Source organism: Micromonospora sp. NPDC048868, assembly GCF_043198195.1.
Lineage (GTDB): Bacteria > Actinomycetota > Actinomycetes > Mycobacteriales > Micromonosporaceae > Micromonospora > Micromonospora reichwaldensis.
On sequence record NZ_JBICUN010000015.1, the window covers coordinates 156,041 to 178,089 of the forward strand.

Genomic DNA, 22,049 nt, shown 5'->3' on the forward strand with positions numbered 1-22,049 from the left:
CCGCCGACGCCGTCGCGCGTCCTACCATCCGCTAATGAGCGAACCGCGGTCAAGCGAGTCCGGTTTCCCGATCAAGGGCGTCTACACGGCGGCGGACCTTCCGGAGGATCTGGACTCCCGGCTCGGCGGCCCGGGCGAGTTCCCGTACGCGCGCGGGGTCTACCCCACCATGTACACCTCCCGCCCCTGGACCATGCGCCAGTACGCCGGCTTCGGCACCGCCACCGAGTCCAACGCGCGGTACCACCAGTTGTTGCGGGCCGGCACGATGGGTCTCTCCGTGGCCTTCGACCTGCCGACGCAGATGGGCTACGACTCCGACGACCCGATCGCGCACGGCGAGGTGGGCAAGGTCGGGGTGGCCATCGACTCGATCGACGACATGCGGCTGCTCTTCGACGGCATCCCGCTCGACAAGGTCTCGACCTCGATGACCATCAACGCGCCCGGCTCGGTGCTGCTCCTGCTCTACCAGCTCGTGGCCGAGGAGAACGGGGTCGCCGGCTCGGCCCTCAACGGCACGATCCAGAACGACATCCTGAAGGAGTACATCGCCCGCGGGACGTACATCTTCCCGCCGAAGCCCTCGCTGCGGCTGGTCGCCGACACCTTCGGCTACTGCCGCAAGGAGGTGCCGAAGTGGAACACCATCTCCATCTCCGGCTACCACATGGCCGAGGCCGGCGCGTCGCCCGCGCAGGAGATCGCGTTCACCCTGGCCAACGGCGTCGAGTACGTCCGGGCCGCGCTGGAGGCCGGCCTGGCCGTGGACGACTTCGCGCCCCGGCTGTCGTTCTTCTTCGTCGCCCGCACGACCCTGCTGGAGGAGGTGGCCAAGTTCCGGGCCGCCCGCCGGATCTGGGCCCGGCTGATGCGCGACGACTTCGGCGCCAAGAACCCGAAGTCGATGATGCTGCGCTTCCACACCCAGACCGCGGGCGTGCAGCTCACCGCCCAGCAGCCGGAGGTCAACCTGGTCCGGGTGGCGGTGCAGGGCCTCGGCGCGGTGCTCGGCGGCACCCAGTCGCTGCACACCAACAGCTTCGACGAGGCGATCGCGCTGCCCACCGAGAAGGCGGCCCGGCTGGCGCTGCGCACCCAGCAGGTGCTGGCGTACGAGACGGACCTGACCGCCACCGTCGACCCGTTCGCCGGCTCGTACGTGGTGGAGGCGATGACCGCCGAGATCGAGGCGGCGGCGACCGAGCTGATGGAGCGGGTGGCCGACCACGGTTCGGCGGTCGACGCCATCGAGGCGGGCTTCCAGAAGCGGGAGATCGAGCAGTCCGCGTACCGGATCGCGCAGGAGATCGACTCCGGCGAGCGGGTGGTGGTGGGCCTCAACCGGTTCACCGTCGACGAGGAGGAGCCGTACGAGCCGCTGCGGGTCGACCCGACGATCGAGGCGGCGCAGGCCGAGCGGCTGGCCCGGCTGCGTGCCGAGCGCGACGCCGGGGCGGTCGAGCGGGGACTGGCCGAGCTGCGGGCCGCCGCCGAGGGCACGGAGAACGTGCTCTACCCGATGCGGGAAGCGCTGCGGGCCCGCGCCACCGTGGGCGAGGTCTGCGGCACCCTGCGCCAGGTGTGGGGGCTGTACCGCCCGAGCGACCGGTTCTGATCACGTCGGCCGACGGCCGTCCGACCTCCCGCCGCGTCGGGGGCGGGCGGCCGTCGGCGTACGGTGCGGCGCCGCTTCACCCCCGCGCCGTAACCGGCCGGTGCACGTCCGGGTAACGACCCGCCCACGGCGCGTTCCCGCTGGTCGCGGGCGTGCGGGGCGGAGCGCTACAGTCGGAGCAGACGCTGGCCGCCCATCGGCGGCGCGGGCGCGTGGAGCAGTCCCGGCGACGCCGCCGGAGGGCCGCGCGCGGTGCGGGGCGACGTGGCCGACCGGCCACGGCGTGTGCCGGACGGGTTCGGGGGTAACCCGACCGGGTGGACGTGGACGCACACGGTGTGCGGTTGGTCGGCGACGGGGTGTGTGACCGTCTCGGGTGCCCTCGCTCGGGCGATGGTCGGGTAATTGTCGGAGTGTCCGTCGGTGTGACCGACTAATGCGACAATTCGGAAAAGCGGCCTCTGCGATCGGCATCGATTTCGCGACGGCCAGGCCGATTACGCGTTGTAGGAGGTGGGGGGGCGGATGACGGCGTTCGACCGCGATCTACCTGCTGTCCCGCAGATCTACGAGCGCTCCGAGCAGGGCATACGTGACGCTGTGCGGTCCGACGGCTACCGGAACGACGTTGCGCAGCGTCACCGTCGGAGGTCTAGGCTGTCTGCTGTTCCTGATGATCCATCCATCTCTAGCGAACGAGAATTCGACGTGACGAGTGCGTTGACGCTGCCCACCGGCAACCAGCTGGCGTCGTCCTGGCCGGAGGCGCCGGCCGGCTCCCAGCCTCTGCCGTTCGAGCTGGACCACCTGCTCGCCCTCCGGGTGCCCGGGCTGATCGCCACCCGTCGCCACCTCCACTCCCACCCGGAGCTCTCCGGCGAGGAGTTCGAGACGGCCGCCCTGATCGCCCGGGAGCTCACCCTGGCCGGGCTGAGGCCGCGGCTGCTGCCGAAGGGCAACGGGGTCATCTGCGACATCGACGGCCGCCCCGACGGCCCGGTGGTCGCGCTGCGCGCCGACATCGACGCCCTGCCGCTGACCGACTCGAAGGACGTGCCGTACCGCTCCACGGTGGACGGCGTCTGCCACGCCTGCGGCCACGACGTGCACACCACCGTGATGCTCGGCGTCGGCATGCTGCTGGCCCAGCTCGCCGACCTCGGCGAGCTGCCCGGCCGGGTCCGGCTGATCTTCCAGCCCGCCGAGGAGATCCTGCCCTGCGGCTCGCTGGAGGTCATCGAGGCCGGCGGCCTGGACGACGTGGTGCAGATCTTCGCGCTGCACTGCGACCCCAACCTGCCGGTCGGGCAGGTCGGCCTGCGGGTCGGCCCGATCACCGCCGCCGCCGACAACGTCACCGTCCGGCTCACCGGCCCGGGCGGGCACACCGCCCGCCCGCACCTGACCGTCGACCTGGTCGACGCGCTGGGCCGCCTGATCACCGAGGTGCCGGCCCTGGTCAGCCGCCGGGTGCCGGCCAACAGCGGGCTGCTGCTGGTCTTCGGCCACGCCTCGGCCGGCACCCGTTACAACGTCATCCCCTCCGAGGCGTGCGCCTCCGGCACCCTGCGGGTGATGGACCGCGACACCTGGGAGCTGGCCCCCAAGATCGTGGGTCAGGTGGTCCGCGACGTCGTCGCGCCGACCGGTGCCACCGTCGACCTGGAATACCTGCGGGGCCGCCCGCCCGTGTGCAACGACTCCCGGGCCATCCAGGTCCTGACCGGCGCCACCGTCGCCGCGCTCGGGCCGGAGGGCGTCGCCGAGACCCCGCAGAGCATGGGCGGCGAGGACTTCTCCTGGTACCTGGAGTACGTCCCCGGCGCGCTCGCCCGGCTGGGCGTCGGCCGCTCCGGCCCGAACGTGGACCTGCACCGGGCCTCGTTCGACGCGGACGAACGCGCCATCCCGGTCGGCGTACGACTCATGGTCCAGACCGCGCTGCGGGCACTGGCGGCGGCGCGGTAGGCGGCAGCGGCGCGGCCGGTCCGGTCGGCGTCATCGCCGGCGGGGCCGTACGCCGCCGCCGGCGCAGCACCACCAGCAGCACCGCCACCGGTACGCCGATCGCCAGCAGCCACGGCAGCACCGCGCCCAGCACCGTCAGCAGGATGGTCATGGAGGTCAGGAAGACCTTCCAGCCGCCCTTGAAGCCCGCCAGGAAGCCGATCTCGGTCTCCTCGTCTGCGGTGCTCGCGTCGGGGCCGACCAGCGACACGGTGATCGTCGACAGGCTGGTCAGGTCCGCCAGCCGCTCCTTCTTCGCCTCCAGCGAGGCGAGGTCGGCCTCCCGGCGCGACAGCTCGTTCTCCAGCGACACCAGGTCGCTGATCGAGGTGGCCCGGGCCAGCAGCTTGCGGGCGCTCTCCACCCGGGCGCGCTGGGTGGTGATCCGCGCGTCCAGGTCGACCATCTGCTCGGTGACGTCCTCCGTGCGGATCTCCCGCCGCTGCTGCCGGCCGAGCTTCGCCAGCTCGTCGACGACGCCGTGGAACTTCGCCGCCGGCACCCGCAGCTCCAGCTCGGCCCGCGCGTCCGCGTCGGCGCTGCGCCGCTGGTCGCCGCCGATGAAACCGCCGGCCGCCGTCACCGTGGCGATCGCGCTCCGTGCCGCCTCGTCCACATCGTCCACCTGCACGCGCATCGTGCCCGTGTAGATGATGGAGCGCTGGTCGACCCGCAGGTCCGGTGCGCCGGCGCCGCTGCCCTGCTCGGCCTTGCCGCCGCCCCGCTCCGCCGCGCCACCGGCCTGGTCCGCAGCGTCACCGGCCTGGTCCGCCGCGCCACCGGCCCGGTCCCGTTCCGCCGGGGCCGCCGCCGGCCCGCTGTCGGCGTTGTCCCGCGCGTCGCTGCCGCAACCCGCGAGCGCGAACAGCGCCACCAGCGCGGCGGCCGTCAGCCGTAAGCCTCGACGTCGCCGATCCCGTCCGTCCATCCCCGCCTCCATCGTCCTTGCCCCCGTGCGGGGCGATACCTCAGACGTGACGCGTCCCCACGTCGGTTCCGGCAGACTGCGCTCAGGACATCACGATTCGATAATCTTGGAGTCACGATGCAGCTCACCAAGTACGCCCACTCCTGCCTCCGGGTGGAACACGACGGGGGAGTGCTGGTCATCGACCCGGGCGTGTTCAGCGATCCGGCTGCGCTCGACGGGGCCGACGCGGTGCTGATCACCCACGAGCATCCCGACCACCTCGACGTCGAGGCGGTCACCCGGCAGCTCGACCGACGGCGCTTCGTCATCCACGGGCCGGCGTCGCTGGCCGACACCCTGGGCGACGCCGCCGAGGCGCTCGACGCGGTCCGACCCGGACAGTCGTTCACGGCCGCCGGCGTGCCGGTACGCGCCCACGGCGGCCGGCACGCCGTGATCCACCCCGACATCCCGGTGATCGACAACCTGGCGTACCTGCTGAACGACACGGTGTACCACCCCGGGGACAGCCTGGTCGTCCCCGAGGACGCGCAGGTCGACACGCTCTTCCTGCCGATCCACGCGCCGTGGACGAAGTTCTCCGAGTCGCTGGACTTCCTCCGGGCGGTCGCCCCGCGCCGGGCGTACGCGCTGCACGACGGGCTGCTCAACGACAACGGGCTCAACGTGCTCAACGGCAACTTCACCCGGCTGTCCGACGTGGAGTACCGCCGGCTCGAACCGGGCACCCGGATCGACGCCTGACGGCGATGCCCGGCCCGCCCCGAGAGCTGGTGCACCGGCTCTACACCACGCCGCCGGACCGGTTCGTCGCGATCCGCGACGAGGCCGTCGCCGAAACCCGCCGCGCAGGCGACCCGAAGGCCGCCCGGGAGATCGCCCGGCTGCGCCGGCCCACCGTGGCCGCCTGGCTGGTCAACCTGCTCGCCATCCGCCGCCCCGAGCTGGTCGCCGACCTGGCCCAGCTCGCCGAGGCCCTGCGCACCGCCCAACGCGAGCTGCGCGGGCCCCGGCTGCGGGAACTCTCCACCCAGCGGCGGGCGGTGGTCGGCGCGCTCGTCGCCGAGGTACGCAAGCTGGCGGCCGGGGTGGAGGAGGCCCCGCCGACCGGGAAGCTGCCGCTGGGCGAGGTGGAGGCCACCCTCAACGCCGCGCTCGCCGACACCGACGTCGCCGAACAGGTCCGCTCCGGCCGGCTGCTGCGGGCCGCCACGTACGCCGGCTTCGGCGAGGTGCCCCGCCCCCAGCTGCGGCTGGTGACCGGCGGGGAGGAGCCGGAGCCGGAGCCCCGGCCCGAGCCGGCCGGGAAGCAGCGGGGCGGCGTCGACCGGGCCGCGCTCCGCGCCGAGCAGGCGGAACGGGCCGCCCGGGCGGAGCGGGCGCGCCGCCGACGGGCGCTGGAGAAGGAGCTGGCCAGGGCGCGTACCGACCAGGAACGCGCCGAGGCGGAGCTGGCCGGCGCGACGGCGGCCGAGCGCGACGGCGTCGGCGCCCTGGACGCGATCGAGGCGGAACTGGCCGAGCTGGAGCGGCGCCGGGCCGTCGCCGAGCAGGACCTGAGCCGGGCGAGGCTGGCCCGGCGCGGGGCGGAACGCACGGTGACGGCCGCGCGCCGCCGCGCCGGCGAGGTCGAGGCGGCGGTGGAGGCCCTCGACGCCGAAGAGGGGGATGCCGAGTCGGGCGGCGGCGCGGCAGACTGACCCCTGTGGACGGACGGGGAGCGGGCGGATGACGCCGGAACAGGTCGCCGCGGCCAGCAAGCCGATCGTGCTGGACCTCGGCGACGTCTTCACCCGCTGCCCGACCACCCTGCGTCGGGCCCGGCTGCTCGGCATCCCCGGCTGGGCGTTCTACGTCACCGGGCGGGCCGGTGCCCTCGGGGACGTGCGCGCCGAGACGGTCGCCGCCGCCCTCGGCTTCCTGGCCCCCGAAGCGGTCGCCGACGGCTGGGACGCGGCCCGCCGGGTCGTCCCGCCGGTCGAGGTGGCCGCCGCCACCATGGTCGAGTGCTGCCGGTGGGGCGAGGAGCGGCTCGACGCCCTCGCCGGGGTGAGCCGGCTCGCCGCCCTGCTCAGCCGCGCGGTCGACGCCGCGGACGCCAGCGGCATGCCGCTCTTCGCGGCCTGGCGCGCCATGCCGGTGCCGGTCCGGACGGCCGGCGCCCGGGCGGCCGTCGGCCTGCGCCTGCTCCGGGAGCACTTCGCCGGAGCCCACCTGATCGCGGTCCGGGCCAGCGGGATGACCCCGCTGGAGGCCGTGCTCGCCGGCCCGGACGGGGAGGCGGGCGCGGTCGCCTGCGGCTGGCCGCCGCCGTACCCGCCGGTCGGGCCGTTGGTGCGCAGGCGGCTCTGGGCCGAGGCGGTGACCGACCGGCTGGCCTCGCCGGCCTTCGCGGCGCTCGGCCCGGCCGACGGCACCGAACTGGTGGAGCTGCTCACCGCGACCCGGGCCCACCTGACCGACCCGGGCTGAGCCGCCGCGCCGGACCCCGGTCCGCACCGGAACGGTGCCCGCGCAGGAACCCGGCCCACGCCGGAGCCCGGCCGCCGGGGCGGGCCGGAAAAATCGGCGGCGACCCGCCGGCCCGCCTGTCAGGATCGCCCCCGTGACTGTTCCCGCCGGCTGGCACACCCGCCGACCCACCCTGGACGACGTACCGGCGATCCTGGCGGTGGTGCACGCCGCCGACACCTTCGCCATCGGCTACCCGGACTTCGACGCCGACGACGTGCGCGAGGCGCTCACCGCGCCGAACGTCGACCCGGAGCGGGACTCCTGGGTGGTGGCCGATCCGGAGGGCGCGCTGGTGGCCTGGGCGATCCTGCAGAACGAGACCGGGACGGGGCGGGAGTTCGTCGACGTGTTCGTCGACCCGGACCGGGGCGCGGAGGTGCGGGCGCCGCTGCTGGCCCGGCAGCTGGACCGGGTGGCCGCGCGGGCCGCCGAGCGTGGCCTGCCGGACCTGACCGTGCGCTGCCCCGCCTGCGAGCCCGAGCGCCGGTGGGCGGCCGAGCTGACCGAGGCGGGGTTCGACTTCGTCAAGCGGTACCAGCTCCTGCGCCGGTCGTTGGCGGGGGTGCCCGGCGAGCCGCCGCCACCGCCGCCCGGGGTGACGGTCCGGCCGGTGCGTCCCGGCGACGAGTCGGAGCTGCGCGACTTCCACCGGATCTTCGACACCGCCTTCCGCGACACCCCCGACTACGAGCCGTCGGGCTACGACCGGTGGCGGGCCCTGATCAGGCCCGGGACGGCCTGGGACGAGTGGTTCGTCGCCGAGGTGGACGGGCAGCCCGCCGGCGTGCTCCGGTCGTCCGACCAGGCGCTCGACCGGAACGAGGGATGGGTCAGGAACCTCGCGGTGCTGCCCGGTCACCGGCGTCGCGGGGTGGGCGCGGCACTGCTGAACCACGCGTTCGCCCGGTACGCGGAGAAGGGCCGGGAGTCCGTCGGCCTCGGGGTCGACCTGGCCAACCCGACCGCGCCGCTCTCGCTCTACCGGTCGGTGGGGCTGCGCGAGGTGCGCTGGGTCGACATGTACGAGCTGGTCGTGCCGGCCGCCGGTGTGTGATTGACGACGCCGGGCGGGGCCGGATGGGGGCCCCGCCCGGTGCCGGAGCAGACTGGGGGCCGTGGGATACGCGCGGGGCCGACCGTACGGGCTAGGCCGACGCGGTGCCGGTGGGGCGGGACCGCAGCTCGGTGACGTAGTCGTCCGGCGCGCCCGCCTTCTCGGCGGCGTTCGCGATCTCCGAGAGGTACCACGCCGTGGGCAGCCCGCCCTCGTACCCGTCGAAGACGTAGATCCACGCGGTCACGTCGCCGTCGAGGGTGGAGATCCGCACGTGCAGCTTGCGGTACGTGCCGGCGGTCACCCCCTCCAGCTCGTCGAGCTGGGCGGCGTCGTAGGGGTGGATGTCGTAGATCGCCACGAAGACCCGGTCGCCGGGCGACTCGACGACGGTGCTGACCGCGCCCTCCCAGCCGATCACGTCCTCGCCCGCGAAGGTGAGCCGCCAGCCTTCCAGCCAGCCGGTGCCCACCATCGGCGAATGCGGGCAGTAGGCGCGCATGCGGGCGGGGTCGAGGTTAGAGCCGTAGGCGGCGTGATGACGCACGGCGATGACGATAGCCCGCCCGCGGGGTGGGGGAGAATACGACTGAGCGTGTCGGACGCGTTCGGGAGAAGAAAGTCACTGTGAGCACTGACGAAGGGCGGGCACGGTGAGCGCGAGGACCGCAGCGGAGCGGAGCCCCGCAGTCGCGGACGAGAGGATGGCGCTGTGAGCCGGATCGTGATCATCGGCGGTGGACCGGCCGGCTACGAGGCGGCCCTGGTCGCCGCGCAACTGGACGCTGATGTCACCGTCGTGGAGGCCGAGGGCGCCGGCGGGGCCTGCGTGCTGTCCGACTGCGTACCGTCGAAGACCTTCATCGCCAGCTCGGAGGTGGTGACCGGCTACCGGGACACCGAGGAGTTCGGGGTCGACTCCGACGGCCTGGAGGCGGTCACGGTCGACGCCGGCGCGGTGCACGAGCGGGTCAAGCGCCTCGCGCTCGCCCAGTCCGCCGACATCCACGCCAAGCTGGTCAAGGCGGGGGTGACCTTCGTGTCGGGCACCGCCCGGCTCGGCGAGGACACCCTCGGGCACACCCACCGGGTGCTCGTCACCCCGACCGACGGCGGCGGCGAGCAGTCCATCGCCGCGTCGACCGTGCTGGTCGCCACCGGCGCCACCCCGCGCCAGTTGCCCACCGCCGTACCGGACGGCGAGCGCATCCTGACCTGGCGCCAGGTGTACGACCTGCCGGAGCTGCCCGAGCACCTGATCGTGGTCGGCTCCGGCGTCACCGGCGCGGAGTTCGCCAGCGCCTACCTGGCGATGGGCGTGCCGGTGACGCTGGTGTCGAGCCGCGACCGGGTGATGCCGCACGAGGACGCCGACGCGGCCATGGCCATCGAGCGGGTCTTCCGCACCCGGGGCATGAGCATCCTCAACAACTCCCGGGCCGACGCGGTCCGGCGTACCGCCGACGGGGTGGAGGTCGAGCTCTCCGACGGCCGGAAGGTGGCCGGCTCGCACGCGCTGATCGCGGTCGGCTCCATCCCCAACACCGCCGACCTGGGCCTGGCCGAGTACGGCGTCGCGCTGGCCCGGGGCGGCTACGTCACCGTCGACCGGGTCTCCCGGACCAACGTGCCCGGCATCTACGCGGCCGGCGACTGCACCGGGGTGCTGCCGCTGGCCAGCGTCGCCGCCATGCAGGGCCGGATCGCGATGTGGCACGCGCTCGGCGAGGCGGTGCGGCCGCTGCGGCTGCGTACCGTCGCGGCGAACGTGTTCACCGACCCGGAGCTGGCCACCGTCGGCGTCTCGCAGGACGAGGTCGACTCGGGCAAGGTGCCGGCCCGGCAGGTCATGCTGCCGCTGGACGGCAACGCCCGCGCCAAGATGGACGGCCTCGCCGACGGCTTCGTCAAGCTCTTCTGCCGCCCGGCCAGCGGGCAGGTGATCGGCGGCGTGGTGGTGGCGCCGAAGGCCAGCGAGCTGATCCTGCCGATCACCATGGCGGTGGAGAACAACCTCACGGTCAACGAGCTGGCCCAGACGATCACGATCTACCCGAGCCTGTCCGGCTCCATCACCGAGGCCGCCCGCCAGCTCATGCTGCACGAGCTGGAGTGACCCGCCGGAGCAGGGTGACCGCGACGACGACGAGCACGGCGACCTCGGTGAGGATCAGCAGGCGCTCGACCAGGCCGAGCAGCAGCCGGTCGCCGGGGTAGGCGGACCAGACCATCGTCGCCGCCAGGACCACGCTGGCCGTGGCGAGACCGCGTACCCGGCGGCCGGCGGCTGCCGGCAGGCGTCGGGCGAGCAGCCAGCCGGCGGCCGGCAGCGCGAGGAAGGCGACCACCGAGGCGTACCGGTGGACGTAGGCGGCGGTGTCCATGGGCAGGCCGGGCTCGTTCGTCGGCACCACCGCGGCCAGCAGCAGCCCGCCGACCCAGGCGGCCAGGAGCGCCTCGGCCGCCCGCCCCGCTCCGGCGGTGGGCGGCCGGTGGCCGCGCCACAGGGCGGGCAGGAGCACGGCGGTGGCCGCCGCGAGCACCAGCATGGCGACGTCGATGACGCCGCCCCGGTCGGAGACGGCGTAGTCGCTGACGGTCAGCGTCCACGGGTCCAGGTTCTCGTTGACCTCGACGTGGCCGATCACGGCGAGCAGCGTCGCCAGGGCGATCCCGCCGAGGGCCAGCAGTCCACTGTTCCGGGTTCCGCGCATGGCTCAGCCTGTCCCGCGAGGGACCCCAGACGGATCCGGGCCGCCCACCGAGATCGGCCCCCGGGACCACCCCTAGGCGGCGCCGGGGCGGCCGGTCACTCCGCCCCGGGCGCGTCCCGCCTCGCCGCGACGACGACCGGCACCGCGACCGACTCGGCCGCCCGCCGGGCTCCGACGGCGGTCATGGCCCAGCCCGCCGCCGCGAAGCCGGCCGCCGCGACCCCCGCGATCAGCGCCAGCCGCCACGCGCTCTCGGTGAGCGCCGTCCCGCCGAGGTGCCCGACCAGCCCGCCGTACGTCGCCCAGGCCAGCGCCGCCAGGCCCTCGTAGATCAGGAAGAGGCGGTACGGGTACCGGCTGCGGCCGGCCGAGAAGCAGGCGGCCATCCGCCCGCCGGGCACGAAGCGGCAGAGCAGGATCACGAGCGGCCCGGGTCGGCGCAGCCCCTGGGTGACCCGGCTGGCGACGCGCCGGGCCCGGCCCCGTTGGGCGTCGCGCGGCGCCCGGCGGTCCGGCGCGCCCCGCCCGAGCAGGTAGCAGGCCAGGTCCCCGACGAAGACGCCGAGCGCGCCGACGGCGATGGTCACCGGCAGGTTCAGCCCGCCGTACACGGTGAGCGCGCCGCCGGTGATCATCACGACCTGGGTGGGGATCACGGGGACGAAGGCGTCCGCGACCAGCAGCGCGAGCAGTGCGAGGTACGCCCAGGCCGGCGTTGCGACCTCAGTGAGTAGTTCGGGCACGACTGCCACCTCGCCGGACGGGGCCGATTGCGGGTACCGAGCCTGACGGGTGGTCCGGCGTCACGGGGCGGGACCCTGGCGCGTGGTGACCACCGACACGGCAGGGCCACCGGACACAACGAGCGGAGACCGCCGCAGGTGACGGATGGGCGCGGCGCCGAGGGTCGGCGGACCGGGGCGCCCCGGCGTACCGTTGTCGGGGCGCGGCCCCACGACCGTCGGGTCCCCCGTTCCTGACGGTGCGGCCGCCGCGGGCCGTCGGCAGGTCCCGTGCCGGCGGCCCGCCCCCGTGCCCCTCCGCGCTTCCGCCGCCCTCGTGCCGGAGCGTCCGGAAAAACCGGCTGCGGTCCCCGCGGGCAGGGCCGTACCGTCGCGGCATGCGCAGTGCGGTATCCACCACGACGCCGGGAGACCCCGGCGCGCCGTACTGACCTGACCGTCGACGAGGCCCCGGGGCGATCCGCCCCGGGGCCTCGCGGCGTCCGGTGACCGGGTCGCCTCCGGGTCGTACCCGATCAAGGAGCGCGACATGATCGACCACCGCAGGCTCGGCCGGGAGCTGGAGCTGTTCGGTTCCGACCCGCTGGCCGGCGCCGGGCTGCCGCTCTGGCTGCCGGCCGGGGCCGCCGCCCGGCACGCCGTCGAGGAGTACGTCCGCGAGCTGGAACGCCGGGCCGGCTACCGGCGCGTGCTGACCCCGCCGCTGGGCAAACGGGAACTCTTCGAGCTCTCCGGCCATCTCGGCTACTTCGCCGAGGACATGTTCCCGCCGATGGCGCTCGGCGCCGACGACGAGCTCGTGCTGCGCCCGGCGCTCTGCCCGCACCACGCCCTGGTGTTCCGGGCCCGGGGCCGCTCCTACCGGGAGCTGCCGCTGCGGATCGCCGAGCTGGGCGGCATGTACCGCGCCGAGCGCTCGGGGGTGCTCGGCGGGCTGTCCCGGGTGCGCGCCATCTCGCTCAACGACGCGCACAACTTCTGTGCCCTGGAGCAGGTGGGCGAGGAGGTCGTCGAGATCCTCCGGCTGATCCGCGAGGCGCACGCCGCGCTCGGCGTACGGCCGGCGGGGTTCCGGCTGTCGCTGCGCGGGCCGGGGGAGAAGTACGTCGGGGACGACGCCCAGTGGGCGCGGGCGGAGGAGCTGCTGCGCGCCGCGCTCGACGGGGTGGAGTTCACCGAGGCCCCGGGGGAGGCCGCGTTCTACGGCCCGAAGATCGACATCCAGGTGCGCGACGCCGCCGGCAGGGAGTTCACCCTCTCCACCGTCCAGCTCGACTTCGACAAGCCGGAGCGGTTCGACCTGTCGTACACCGACGCGTCCGGGGCGCGGCGTCGACCGGTGATGGTGCACCGCAGCCTCGTGGGCAGCATGGAGCGGCTCTTCGCGTACCTGATCGAGGTGCACGAGGGCGCCTTCCCCGCCTGGTACGCCCCGGTGCAGCTGGTGGTGCTGCCCGTCGGCGACGACCAGGCCGGGGCGGCGGCCCGGCTCGCCCGCGACGCGCTGGCCGCCGGGCTGCGCGTCGAGGTCGACGGGGCCGGTTCGCTGGGCTCCCGCATCCGCGACGCGGCCCGCGCCCGGGTCCCGTACGCCGCCGTCGTCGGCCCCCGCGAGGCGGCCGAGGGCGCGGTCTCCCTGCGGTTGCGCGGCGGCCGGGCCCTGGACCCGATGCCCGCCGCCGACGCCCTGCGGCTGATCGGCGCGGTGGTGGCCGACCGCGGCCCGGCCCTGCTGCCGACCCGCTGAGCCCCCGCCCGGCCCCGACCCCGTCGCCCGCCCGCCCGTCGCCGCCGGCGGTCTCCCCGTCACCGGGACGACCCTTCGAGCGGCGCGGGCTCGGGGCCGGCCTGGAGGTCGAGGCCGGGCTGGGGTTCGGGGTCGGGGTCGGGCTGGAGGGCGGCGGTGAACTGCGACCGGTAAAGGCGGTGGTACGCGCCCCGCGCGGCGAGCAGTTCCTCGTGCGTGCCCTGCTCCACGATCCGGCCGTCCTCCATCATCAGGATCAGGTCGGCGTCGCGGATGGTGGAGAGCCGGTGCGCGATGACGAAGCTCGTCCGGTCCGACCGCAGCGCGGCCATCGCCCGCTGGAGCAGCACCTCGGTGCGGGTGTCCACCGAGCTGGTCGCCTCGTCCAGGATCAGCAGCGACGGCTCGGCGAGGAAGGCCCGGGCGATCGTGATGAGCTGCTTCTCGCCGGCGCTGACGTTGCTGCCCTCCTCGTCGATCACCGTGTCGTAGCCGTCGGGCAGGCTGCGCACGAACCGGTCCACGAACGTGGCCCGGGCCGCGGCCAGGATCTCCTCCTCGGACGCCCCGGGGCGGCCGTACGCGATGTTGTCGCGGATGGTGCCCCCGAAGAGCCAGGTCTCCTGGAGCACCATGCCGATCCGGCCGCGCAGGTCGTCGCGGCGCATCGTGGTCACGTCCACCCCGTCGAGCGTGATCCGGCCGGCGTCCAGCTCGTAGAAGCGCATGACCAGGTTGACCAGCGTGGTCTTGCCGGCCCCGGTCGGCCCCACGATGGCGACCGTGTGGCCGGGCTCGGCGACCAGGGACAGGTCCTCGATCAGCGGTTTGTCGGGGGCGTACCGGAAGGAGACGTTCGCGAACTCGACCCGGCCGTGCGGGTCGCGTACGCGGGCCGGCTCGGCCGGGTCGGGGCTCTGCTCCTCGGCGTCGAGCACGGCGAAGACCCGCTCGGCGGAGGCCACCCCGGACTGGAGCAGGTTCGCCATCGAGGCGACCTGGGTGAGCGGCTGGGTGAACTGCCGCGAGTACTGGATGAACGCCTGCACGTCGCCGAGGCTCATCGACCCCGACGCCACCCGCAGGCCACCGACCACGGCGATCGCCACGTAGCTGAGGTTCCCGACGAACATCATCGCCGGCATGATGATCCCGCTGATGAACTGGGCGCCGAAGCTCGCCCGGAACAGCTCGTCGTTCTTGGCGGTGAAGGCGGCCTCCACCTCGCGCTGCCGGCCGAAGACCTTGACCAGCTCGTGGCCGGTGAACGCCTCCTCGATCTGGCCGTTCAGCTCGCCGGTGTGCTCCCACTGGGCGATGAACTGCTGCTGCGACCGCTTGGCGATGGCACCGGTGACGACCACCGAGACCGGTACCGCGACCAGGGCCACCAGGGCCAGCAGCGGCGAGATCCAGAACATCATGGCGAGCACGCCGACGACGGTGAGCAGCGAGGTGAGCAGCTGGCTCAGCGTCTGTTGGAGGCTCGTCGAGATGTTGTCGATGTCGTTGGTGACCCGGCTGAGCAGCTCGCCCCGGGGCTGCCGGTCGAAGTAGGGCAGCGGCAGCCGGTTCAGCTTCTCCTCCACCTCGGCGCGCAGCCGCAGCACGGTGCGCTGCACCACCCCGTTGAGCAGCCAGCCCTGCCACCACATCAGCAGGCTGGCCGCCAGGTAGAGCCCGAGTGCCAGCAGCAGCACCCGCGCCAGCGCGGTGAAGTCGATGCCCTCGCCGGGCACCACGTCCATCCGGGCGAGCATGTCGGCGAAGTTGTCGTTGCCGGCCGCCCGCGCGGCGGCCACCGCCTGGTCGGCGGTGGTGCCCGCCGGCAGCTGCCGGCCGATCACCCCGGTGAAGATCAGGTCGGTGGCCCAGCCGAGCACCTTCGGCCCGACCACGCTGAGCCCGACGCTGAGCACGGCCAGCGCGATCACGGCGACGAGCTGGAGGCGCTGCGGGCGCAGCAGGCCCAGCAGCCGCCGGGCCGAGGGCCCGAAGTTCATCGACCGCTCGGCGGGCATCCCGACGCCCGCGTGCGGACCGCCGCGCTGCCCGCCGGGCGGCAGCCGCTTCGGCGTCGCGGCGTCGGCGGCCGGCTTCTGCTGCGGTACGGCGCTCGCGCTCGCGCCGCTGTGCCTGACGGTGGGCTCGCTCCGCTCGCTCACGCGACCACCTCCGTGGTGTTCTGCGACGCCACGATCTCGGCGTACGTCGGGCAGGTGAGTAGTAGCTCGTCGTGCCGGCCGATCCCGACCACGCCCCCGTTCTCGAGGACGACGATCTGGTCGGCGCCGACGATTGTGGAGACCCGCTGCGCCACGATCACCACGGCGGCGTCCGCGGTGACGGGGCGCAGCGCCGCCCGCAGCCGCGCGTCCGTGCCGAGGTCGAGCGCGGAGAACGAGTCGTCGAAGAGGTAGATCTCCGGCCGCCGGACCAGGGCCCGCGCGATGGCCAGCCGCTGCCGTTGCCCGCCGGAGACGTTCGTGCCGCCCTGCGCGATCGGCGCCGCCAGCCCCTCGGGCATCGCCTCGACGAAGTCCCGGGCCTGGGCGATCTCCAGCGCGTCCCAGAGTTCCGCGTCGGTCGCGTCCGGGTTGCCGTAGCGCAGGTTGCTCGCCACGGTCCCGGTGAACAGGTACGGCCGCTGCGGCACCAGCCCGATGCGGCGCCACAGCTCGTCCGGCGCCAGCTCCCGCACGTCGACGCCGTCGACCAGCACCGCGCCGGCGGTCGCGTCGACCAGTCGGGGCACGAGCGACAGCAGGGTGGTCTTGCCCGCGCCGGTGCTGCCGATGACCGCCGTCGTCGTCCCCGGCGTCACCCGGAACGACACGTTGCGCAGCACCGGCTCGGCCGCCCCCGGGTACTGGAACGCGACGTCGCGCAGTTCCAGCTCGCCGTGGCTCGTCACCTCGGTCACCGGGCGGGCGGCGGGCACCACGGAGGAGTCGGTGTCGAGCACCTCGACGATCCGTTCGGCGCAGACCGCCGCCCGCGGCACCATCATCAGCATGAAGGTGGCCATCATGACGGCCATCAGGATCTGCATCAGGTACTGGAGGAAGGCGGTGAGGGCGCCGACCTGGATCGCCCCGGCGTCCACCCGCTCGGCGCCGAACCAGAGCACCGCGACGCTGGAGACGTTGAGCACCAGCATCACCACCGGGAAGATCAACGCCATCAGGCGGCCGATCCGCAGGGCGGTCGCGGTCAGATCGGCGTTCGCCGTGGCGAAGCGATCCGTCTCGTACGGCTCCCGGACGAACGCCCGCACCACCCGGATGCCGGTGATCTGCTCGCGCAGCACCCGGTTGACCGTGTCGATGCGGGTCTGCATGAGCCGGAAGCCCGGCACCATCCGCCGGATGATCAGCCACAGGGCGACGGCCAGCACGGGCACGCTGACGAGCATCAGCCAGGAGAGCCCGACGTCCTCGCGCAGCGCCATCACCACGCCACCGACGCTCATGATGGGCACGGCGACGAGCATCGTGCAGCTCATCAGCACGAGCATCTGCACCTGCTGCACGTCGTTGGTGTTGCGGGTGATCAGCGAGGGCGCGCCGAACCGGGCGACCTCGCGGGCGGAGAAGCGGTTGACGTGCCCGAAGATCGACGACCGGACGTCCCGGCCGAAGGCCATCGCCGTGCGCGCGCCGAGGTAGACGGCCGCGACCGAGCAGACGATCTGGATCAGGCTGACCGCGAGCATCCAGCCGCCGGTGCGCATGATGTAGCCGGTGTCGCCCCGGGCCACGCCCAGGTCGATGATGTCGGCGTTGAGGCTGGGCAGGTAGAGCGACGCCATGGTGCCGACGAACTGGAGCAGCACCACGGCGGCCAGCGGCCGGTGGTACGGGCGAAGGTGCGTACGCAGCAGCCGGGTCAGCACGCCGGGCTCCCTTCCGGGGTGCCGTGGTCGCCGTTGCCGATGACCTCGAGGAGGAACTCGCGGATCACCGCCGCCTTCGCCGGGTCGGCGTCGACCGAGGTCAGCGGCTGCCCGGAGCGGATCATGGCGGTCAGCGCGTCGATCCGGGCGCGGCCGGCCGGGGTGATCGCGATCTTGACGCTGCGCCGGTCGGCCTCGTCGCGCTGCCGCTCGACGAGGCCGTCGCGTTCGAGGGTGTCGACGATGCCGGTCAGGGTGGCCGGCCGGACGAAACAGTGCTCGGCGACCGCGCGGTGCGCCAGCTCGCCGTGCTCGGCGAGAGTCATCAGAGCGACCATCCCGGCCTGGGTGAGCCCGTGGGCCTCGGCCAGGTAACGGTTCCACCGCTGTCCGGTGACGTGCCCGGCGACCACGAGCAGTCGCGCTATCGGCACGTCCCGTAGCGTCATCAGTTCCATGGACGGCAGATTAGCGCCCTGAACGTCAGGCCCCAAACGAAATAGCGACAGCCACTCCGACGAAGAGGATCTGCTCCGCCGTACGCGGGCCGAGGGGGGTCGCCGGGCGGCCGGCCAGGGTCAGCCCGCGCCGTACCGCCGAGACGTTCGCCGGGAACATGGCCAGCATCAGCAGGGCCAGCCCGGCCGCGGTCCAGCGGGCGGTCGCCGGCACCAGCAGCCCGACCGCGCCCACCAGCTCCAGCACGCCGGTGACGGTGACCAGCAGGTCGGGCCGGGGCAGGCGCGGCGGCACCATCGCGATCATGTCGGTCCGGTAGGCGGGGGCGAAGTGCGCGACGCCGGTCACCACGAACATCAGCGCCAGGCCCACCCGCAGCGCCGGGTGCCAGCCGTCGAGGGCGGCCACGCCGGCCAGCCCGGCCAGCCGGGCGAGCGCGGTGCCGGCCACGAGTGCGATCAACGGAGCCATCGGTACCTCCTCGGTCGGAACTTGTCGGCGACAAGATTGCCTCCGGAAGTGTCATCTTGTCAATGGCAAGATATGATGGCGCAATGACCGGAACGCGCGGCTACCACCACGGCGACCTGCGTCGCGCCCTGCTCGCGGCGGCGGTGCAGGTGATCGAGGAGTCGGGCCCGGCGGCGCTGAGCCTGCGCGACCTGGCCCGCCGGGCGGGCGTCTCGCACGCCGCCCCGGCCCACCACTTCGGCGACAAGGCCGGGTTGCTCACCGCCCTCGCCACCGAGGGCTTCCACCTGCTGGCCGAGGCGCTGCACGGCGTCGGCGGCGAACTGCTCGACCGGGGCGTCGCGTACGTCGACTTCGCGGTCCGCCACCGCGCGCACTTCGAGGTGATGTTCCGTCCGGACCTCTACCGGGCCGACGCGAAGGAGCTGGTGGCGGCCCGCCAGCGCGCCGGGGCCGCGCTGCACTCGGGCGTCGCCGGGCTGTCCGAGCGACGCCCGACGGCGGAGGATCCGCAGGGCGACGCGCTCGCGGCCTGGTCCATCGTGCACGGCTTCGCCACGCTCTGGATCTCGGGCGCGCTGCCGCCGCGCGTCGGCGACGACCCCCGGAAGGCGGCCCGCGAGGTGATCCACCGCCTCTTCCCGCAGCCCTGACGGCCGCCACCCCGGGCAGCGTCAGCCGGCTGGCGGCGCGGCCCGGGGTGGCGGCGGGGTCACCAGCTGGTGGGCAGCGGCATCCCCTCGGTGTAGCCGGCAGTGCTCTGCACGCCGACCAGGGCCCGCTCGTGGAACTCCGCGAGGTCGCGGGCGCCCGCGTAGGTGAAGGCGCTGCGCACCCCCGCGATGATCTCGTCGATCAGGTCCTCCACGCCCGGGCGGGTCGGGTCCAGGTACATCCGCGCGGAGGAGATGCCCTCCTCGAAGACCGCCTTGCGGGCCCGGTCGTACGCGCTGTCGTCGGCCGTCCGCGCGCTTACCGCCCGCGCCGAGGCCATGCCGAAGCTCTCCTTGTAGCGCCGGCCGTCGGCGTCGGTGTAGAGGTCGCCGGGGGACTCGTAGGTGCCGGCGAACCAGGAGCCGATCATCACGTTCGAGGCCCCGGCGGCCAGCGCCAGCGCCACGTCGCGCGGGTGCCGCACGCCGCCGTCGGCCCAGACGTGCCGGCCGAGCTGCCGGGCCGCCGCGGCGCAGTCGAGCACGGCGGAGAACTGCGGCCGGCCCACCCCGGTCATCATCCGGGTGGTGCACATCGCACCCGGACCGACGCCGACCTTGACGATGTCGGCCCCCGCCCGCACGAGGTCGCGTACGCCCTCGGCGGTCACCACGTTGCCCGCCGCGACCGGGACCGCCGGATCCAGCGCGCGGACCGCCCGCAGGGCGGTGATCATGCGTTCCTGGTGGCCGTGCGCGGTGTCCACCACCAGCGTGTCCACCCCGGCCTCCAGCAGCGCCGCCGCCTTGCCGGTCACGTCGCCGTTGATGCCCACGGCGGCGGCGATCCGCAGCCGGCCCCGGTCGTCCACCGCCGGCCGGTAGAGGGTCGCCCGCAGCGCGCCCTGCCGGGTCAGCACCCCGACCAGGCGGCCCTCGGCGTCGACCACCGGGGCCAACCGGCGCCGTCCCGCCGAGAGCCGCTCGAAGCCGGTACGCGGGTCCGCGTCCGCCGGCACGGTGTGCAGCTCCGTGGACATCACGTGCCGGAGCTGGGCGAAGCGGTCCACGCTGACCGTGTCGGCCTCGGTCACCACGCCCACCGGCCGGCTCTCCTCGTCGATGACCACCACGGCGCCGTGCGACCGCTTCGGCAGCAGGTGGATCGCGTCGCCGACGGTGTCGGTCGGGCCCAGCGTGATCGCCGTGTCGTGCACCAGGTGCCGCCGCTTGACCCAGGCGACGACGTTCGCCACCACCTCGATCGGGATGTCCTGCGGGATGACCGCGATCGCGCCGCGCCGGGCGACCGTCTCGGCCATCCGGCGGCCGGACACCGCCGTCATGTTCGACACGACCAGCGGGATGGTGGTGCCCGTGCCGTCGGGGGTGGCCAGGTCGACGTCGAGCCGCGACCCCACCTCGGAACGGACGGGCGCCATGAAGACGTCGTTGTAGGTCAGGTCGTGCGCGGGGACCGCGCCGTGAAGGAACCGCACGTCGCCATCATTCCCGCCCGCCGGCGCCCGCGCCCCCGGTGGTAGCCGAAAACACCCCGACCGGCGGGTGTGCGTCGTCAGTCGAACAGCAGGGTCGCCGCGACCGCCACCATCACGACGGCCACCGTCCCGTCGATCACCCGCCACGCCCCGGGGCGGGCCAGCACGGGCGCGAGCCGGTGGGCGGCGGCGCCGAGGACCGTGAACCAGACCACGCTGGCCAGCGCGGCGCCCGCGCCGAAGACCCAGTGGTGCGGATGCTGGCGGGCCACCCCGCCGAGCAGGAGGACGGTGTCGAGGTACACGTGCGGGTTGAGGTAGGTGAACGCGAGGCAGGCCAGCAGCGTCGCCCCGAGCGTGGCCGGCGGCCGGTCGGCGGGGGAGAGCGCGCCGGGACGCAGCGCGCGGCGGGCGGCCAGCGCGGCGTACCCGAGCAGGAACGCGGCGCCGAGCCACCGGACGGCGGTGAGGGCGGTGGGGTGCTCCGCCGTCGCGCCGCCCATGCCGGCGATGCCGAGCGCGATGAGCAGCGCGTCGGACGCGGCGCAGACGGCGACGACCGGCAGGACGTGCTCGCGGCGCAGGCCCTGCCGCAGGACGAAGGCGTTCTGCGCGCCGATGGCGGCGATCAGCGCGATGGCGAGGGAGAAACCGGCGGCGGCGGAGCCGGCCACGGAGCTGCTGAGGATGTCGGGCACGAGCCGAGGTTACGAGCCCCGCGTGATGCAGCCCAGCTAAAGATTCTCATGCCGGATAAGCTCTGCTTCATCATGCTGGACACCACGCAGCTCCGGACCTTCGCCGCGGTGGTCCGCGAGGGCAGCTTCGAGGCGGCGGCGCGGTCCCTGCACGTCACCCCCTCGGCAGTCAGCCAGCGGCTCAAGGCGCTGGAGCAGTCCGTCGGTCAGGTGCTCGTCCAGCGGACGAAGCCGTGCCGGGCCACCGACGCGGGCCGGCCGCTGCTGCGGCTCGCCGGGCAGGTGGCCCTGCTGGAACGGGAGGCGCTGGATGCCGCCCGGCCCGCGCTCGGCGGGCCCGCGCCCACCCGCGTGACGGTCGTCGCGAACGGGGACTCGCTGGGCACCTGGTTCGTCGGCGCGCTGGCCCGACTGCCCACCGAGCTGGCGCTGCTGTTCGACGTACGCCGGGACGACGAGGACCACACGGCGGAGCTGATCCGCGACGGCACGGCGATGGCGGCCGTGACCGCGCAGCGCGAGGCCGTGCAGGGCTGCCGGGTGGAGCGGCTGGGCGCCATGCGGTACGTCGCCCTCGCCGAGACCGGGTTCGCCGCGCGCCACTTCCCCGACGGGCTCACCGAGGCCGCCCTGGCGTCGGCGCCGATGATGGCGTTCGACCGCAAGGACCAGCTCCAGCAGCGGTTCGCCCGCACCGTCACCCGGCGTCGGCTCGACCCGCCGGTCCACTACGTCCCGTCCTTCGACGGCTTCAACGAGGCGGTGCGGCTCGGGCTCGGCTGGGGACTGGTCCCGGAGCGGATCGCCCGCGCCGACGTGGCCGCCGGACGCTGCGTCGACCTCGGCGCCGGGCGCCACCTGGACCGCCCGTTGTACTGGCAGCACTGGCGGGTGGACTCCACCACCCTGGACGCGCTGACCGCCGCCGTCCGAACGGTGGCGGGCGCCGAACTGCGCTGACTGTGAGGCTGGCCGGGTCGGCCCGAAGGTGATGGGCTGATGGCTGGTGGCAGCGGACGTGACTCTTGCCCTGACTGGCTTCGTGC

20 protein-coding genes are annotated in these 22,049 nt (G+C 74.2%); 10 read left to right on the top strand and 10 right to left on the bottom strand.

The window, feature by feature from the left end; all coding sequences use genetic code 11:
* The first annotated feature begins 34 nt into the window (after positions 1 to 34).
* Complete coding sequence (locus tag ACGFNF_RS22450; protein WP_357577854.1) at positions 35 to 1,618, top strand: methylmalonyl-CoA mutase family protein; 1,584 nt, start codon at positions 35 to 37, stop codon at positions 1,616 to 1,618.
* Between the two features lie 708 nt (positions 1,619 to 2,326).
* Entirely contained in the window at positions 2,327 to 3,586 is a 1,260-nt protein-coding gene (locus tag ACGFNF_RS22455) for an amidohydrolase (RefSeq protein ID WP_357577855.1), read from the top strand.
* On the opposite strand, the gene ACGFNF_RS22460 is transcribed toward ACGFNF_RS22455, so the two are convergent.
* A complete protein-coding gene (locus ACGFNF_RS22460) occupies positions 3,543 to 4,553 on the bottom strand; it encodes a DUF4349 domain-containing protein (RefSeq protein WP_393170384.1) in 1,011 nt (336 codons plus the stop codon). The genes ACGFNF_RS22455 and ACGFNF_RS22460 overlap by 44 nt on opposite strands.
* Positions 4,554 to 4,670: 117 nt before the next feature.
* On the opposite strand from ACGFNF_RS22460, the gene ACGFNF_RS22465 reads away from it, so the two are divergent.
* The 4 genes from ACGFNF_RS22465 to ACGFNF_RS22480 all read left to right on the top strand — a co-directional run bounded on the left by ACGFNF_RS22465 (position 4,671) and on the right by ACGFNF_RS22480 (position 8,124).
* Positions 4,671 to 5,300, top strand: coding sequence for an MBL fold metallo-hydrolase (locus ACGFNF_RS22465; RefSeq protein WP_357577857.1), 630 nt, complete (start codon positions 4,671 to 4,673; stop codon positions 5,298 to 5,300).
* A 5-nt stretch (positions 5,301 to 5,305) separates the two neighbouring features.
* The gene (locus tag ACGFNF_RS22470) at positions 5,306 to 6,256 is read left to right on the top strand and encodes a hypothetical protein (RefSeq protein WP_393170386.1); all 951 of its coding nucleotides are present in this window, start codon (positions 5,306 to 5,308) and stop codon (positions 6,254 to 6,256) included.
* Between the two features lie 28 nt (positions 6,257 to 6,284).
* Positions 6,285 to 7,028 (top strand): hypothetical protein, encoded by a 744-nt coding sequence (locus ACGFNF_RS22475; RefSeq protein WP_132233287.1) that lies wholly within the window; start codon positions 6,285 to 6,287, stop codon positions 7,026 to 7,028.
* Positions 7,029 to 7,161: 133 nt separating this feature from the next.
* Positions 7,162 to 8,124, top strand: a complete 963-nt coding sequence (locus ACGFNF_RS22480; protein WP_393170390.1) for a GNAT family N-acetyltransferase — start codon at positions 7,162 to 7,164, stop codon at positions 8,122 to 8,124.
* Positions 8,125 to 8,215: 91 nt separating this feature from the next.
* Here the strand turns inward: ACGFNF_RS22480 and ACGFNF_RS22485 are convergent, their stop codons facing one another.
* Positions 8,216 to 8,671 (bottom strand): gamma-glutamylcyclotransferase, encoded by a 456-nt coding sequence (locus tag ACGFNF_RS22485; protein ID WP_132233291.1) that lies wholly within the window; start codon positions 8,669 to 8,671, stop codon positions 8,216 to 8,218.
* A gap of 165 nt (positions 8,672 to 8,836) precedes the next feature.
* On the opposite strand from ACGFNF_RS22485, the gene ACGFNF_RS22490 reads away from it, so the two are divergent.
* Positions 8,837 to 10,240 (top strand): NAD(P)H-quinone dehydrogenase, encoded by a 1,404-nt coding sequence (locus tag ACGFNF_RS22490; RefSeq protein ID WP_132233293.1) that lies wholly within the window; start codon positions 8,837 to 8,839, stop codon positions 10,238 to 10,240.
* On the opposite strand, the gene ACGFNF_RS22495 is transcribed toward ACGFNF_RS22490, so the two are convergent.
* The gene (locus ACGFNF_RS22495) at positions 10,218 to 10,838 is read right to left on the bottom strand and encodes a DUF998 domain-containing protein (protein ID WP_393170392.1); all 621 of its coding nucleotides are present in this window, start codon (positions 10,836 to 10,838) and stop codon (positions 10,218 to 10,220) included. The two genes, ACGFNF_RS22490 and ACGFNF_RS22495, sit on opposite strands and share 23 nt — an antisense overlap.
* Positions 10,839 to 10,933: 95 nt before the next feature.
* Positions 10,934 to 11,581 (bottom strand): DedA family protein, encoded by a 648-nt coding sequence (locus ACGFNF_RS22500; RefSeq protein WP_393170394.1) that lies wholly within the window; start codon positions 11,579 to 11,581, stop codon positions 10,934 to 10,936.
* 529 nt (positions 11,582 to 12,110) lie between these two features.
* Here ACGFNF_RS22500 and thrS point away from each other — a divergent pair.
* Positions 12,111 to 13,328, top strand: a complete 1,218-nt coding sequence (gene thrS, locus ACGFNF_RS22505; protein WP_393170396.1) for a threonine--tRNA ligase — start codon at positions 12,111 to 12,113, stop codon at positions 13,326 to 13,328.
* Positions 13,329 to 13,387: 59 nt separating this feature from the next.
* Here the strand turns inward: thrS and ACGFNF_RS22510 are convergent, their stop codons facing one another.
* The 4 genes from ACGFNF_RS22510 to ACGFNF_RS22525 all read right to left on the bottom strand — a co-directional run bounded on the left by ACGFNF_RS22510 (position 13,388) and on the right by ACGFNF_RS22525 (position 18,153).
* Positions 13,388 to 15,349: an ABC transporter ATP-binding protein gene (locus tag ACGFNF_RS22510; RefSeq protein ID WP_393170408.1), complete on the bottom strand. Its 1,962-nt coding sequence runs from the start codon at positions 15,347 to 15,349 to the stop codon at positions 13,388 to 13,390.
* Positions 15,350 to 15,489: 140 nt separating this feature from the next.
* Positions 15,490 to 17,223, bottom strand: coding sequence for an ABC transporter ATP-binding protein (locus ACGFNF_RS22515; RefSeq protein WP_357577863.1), 1,734 nt, complete (start codon positions 17,221 to 17,223; stop codon positions 15,490 to 15,492).
* A complete protein-coding gene (locus tag ACGFNF_RS22520; RefSeq protein WP_311414041.1) occupies positions 17,217 to 17,681 on the bottom strand; it encodes a MarR family transcriptional regulator in 465 nt (154 codons plus the stop codon). The genes ACGFNF_RS22515 and ACGFNF_RS22520 overlap by 7 nt, the downstream gene beginning before the upstream one ends.
* Before the next feature lie 25 nt (positions 17,682 to 17,706).
* Entirely contained in the window at positions 17,707 to 18,153 is a 447-nt protein-coding gene (locus ACGFNF_RS22525) for a DoxX family protein (RefSeq protein WP_393170399.1), read from the bottom strand.
* A gap of 83 nt (positions 18,154 to 18,236) precedes the next feature.
* Between ACGFNF_RS22525 and ACGFNF_RS22530 the strand changes: the two genes are divergently transcribed.
* Positions 18,237 to 18,806, top strand: coding sequence for a TetR/AcrR family transcriptional regulator (locus ACGFNF_RS22530; protein ID WP_311414039.1), 570 nt, complete (start codon positions 18,237 to 18,239; stop codon positions 18,804 to 18,806).
* 59 nt (positions 18,807 to 18,865) lie between these two features.
* Here ACGFNF_RS22530 and ACGFNF_RS22535 read toward each other — a convergent pair whose 3' ends face one another.
* Both ACGFNF_RS22535 and ACGFNF_RS22540 read right to left on the bottom strand, forming a co-directional pair.
* The gene (locus ACGFNF_RS22535) at positions 18,866 to 20,305 is read right to left on the bottom strand and encodes a GuaB1 family IMP dehydrogenase-related protein (protein ID WP_357577867.1); all 1,440 of its coding nucleotides are present in this window, start codon (positions 20,303 to 20,305) and stop codon (positions 18,866 to 18,868) included.
* A 77-nt stretch (positions 20,306 to 20,382) separates the two neighbouring features.
* Entirely contained in the window at positions 20,383 to 20,979 is a 597-nt protein-coding gene (locus ACGFNF_RS22540; RefSeq protein WP_393170410.1) for a LysE/ArgO family amino acid transporter, read from the bottom strand.
* Positions 20,980 to 21,075: 96 nt separating this feature from the next.
* Here ACGFNF_RS22540 and ACGFNF_RS22545 point away from each other — a divergent pair, with 96 nt between their 5' ends.
* The gene (locus ACGFNF_RS22545; RefSeq protein ID WP_357577910.1) at positions 21,076 to 21,963 is read left to right on the top strand and encodes a LysR family transcriptional regulator ArgP; all 888 of its coding nucleotides are present in this window, start codon (positions 21,076 to 21,078) and stop codon (positions 21,961 to 21,963) included.
* Positions 21,964 to 22,049 lie beyond the last annotated feature (86 nt).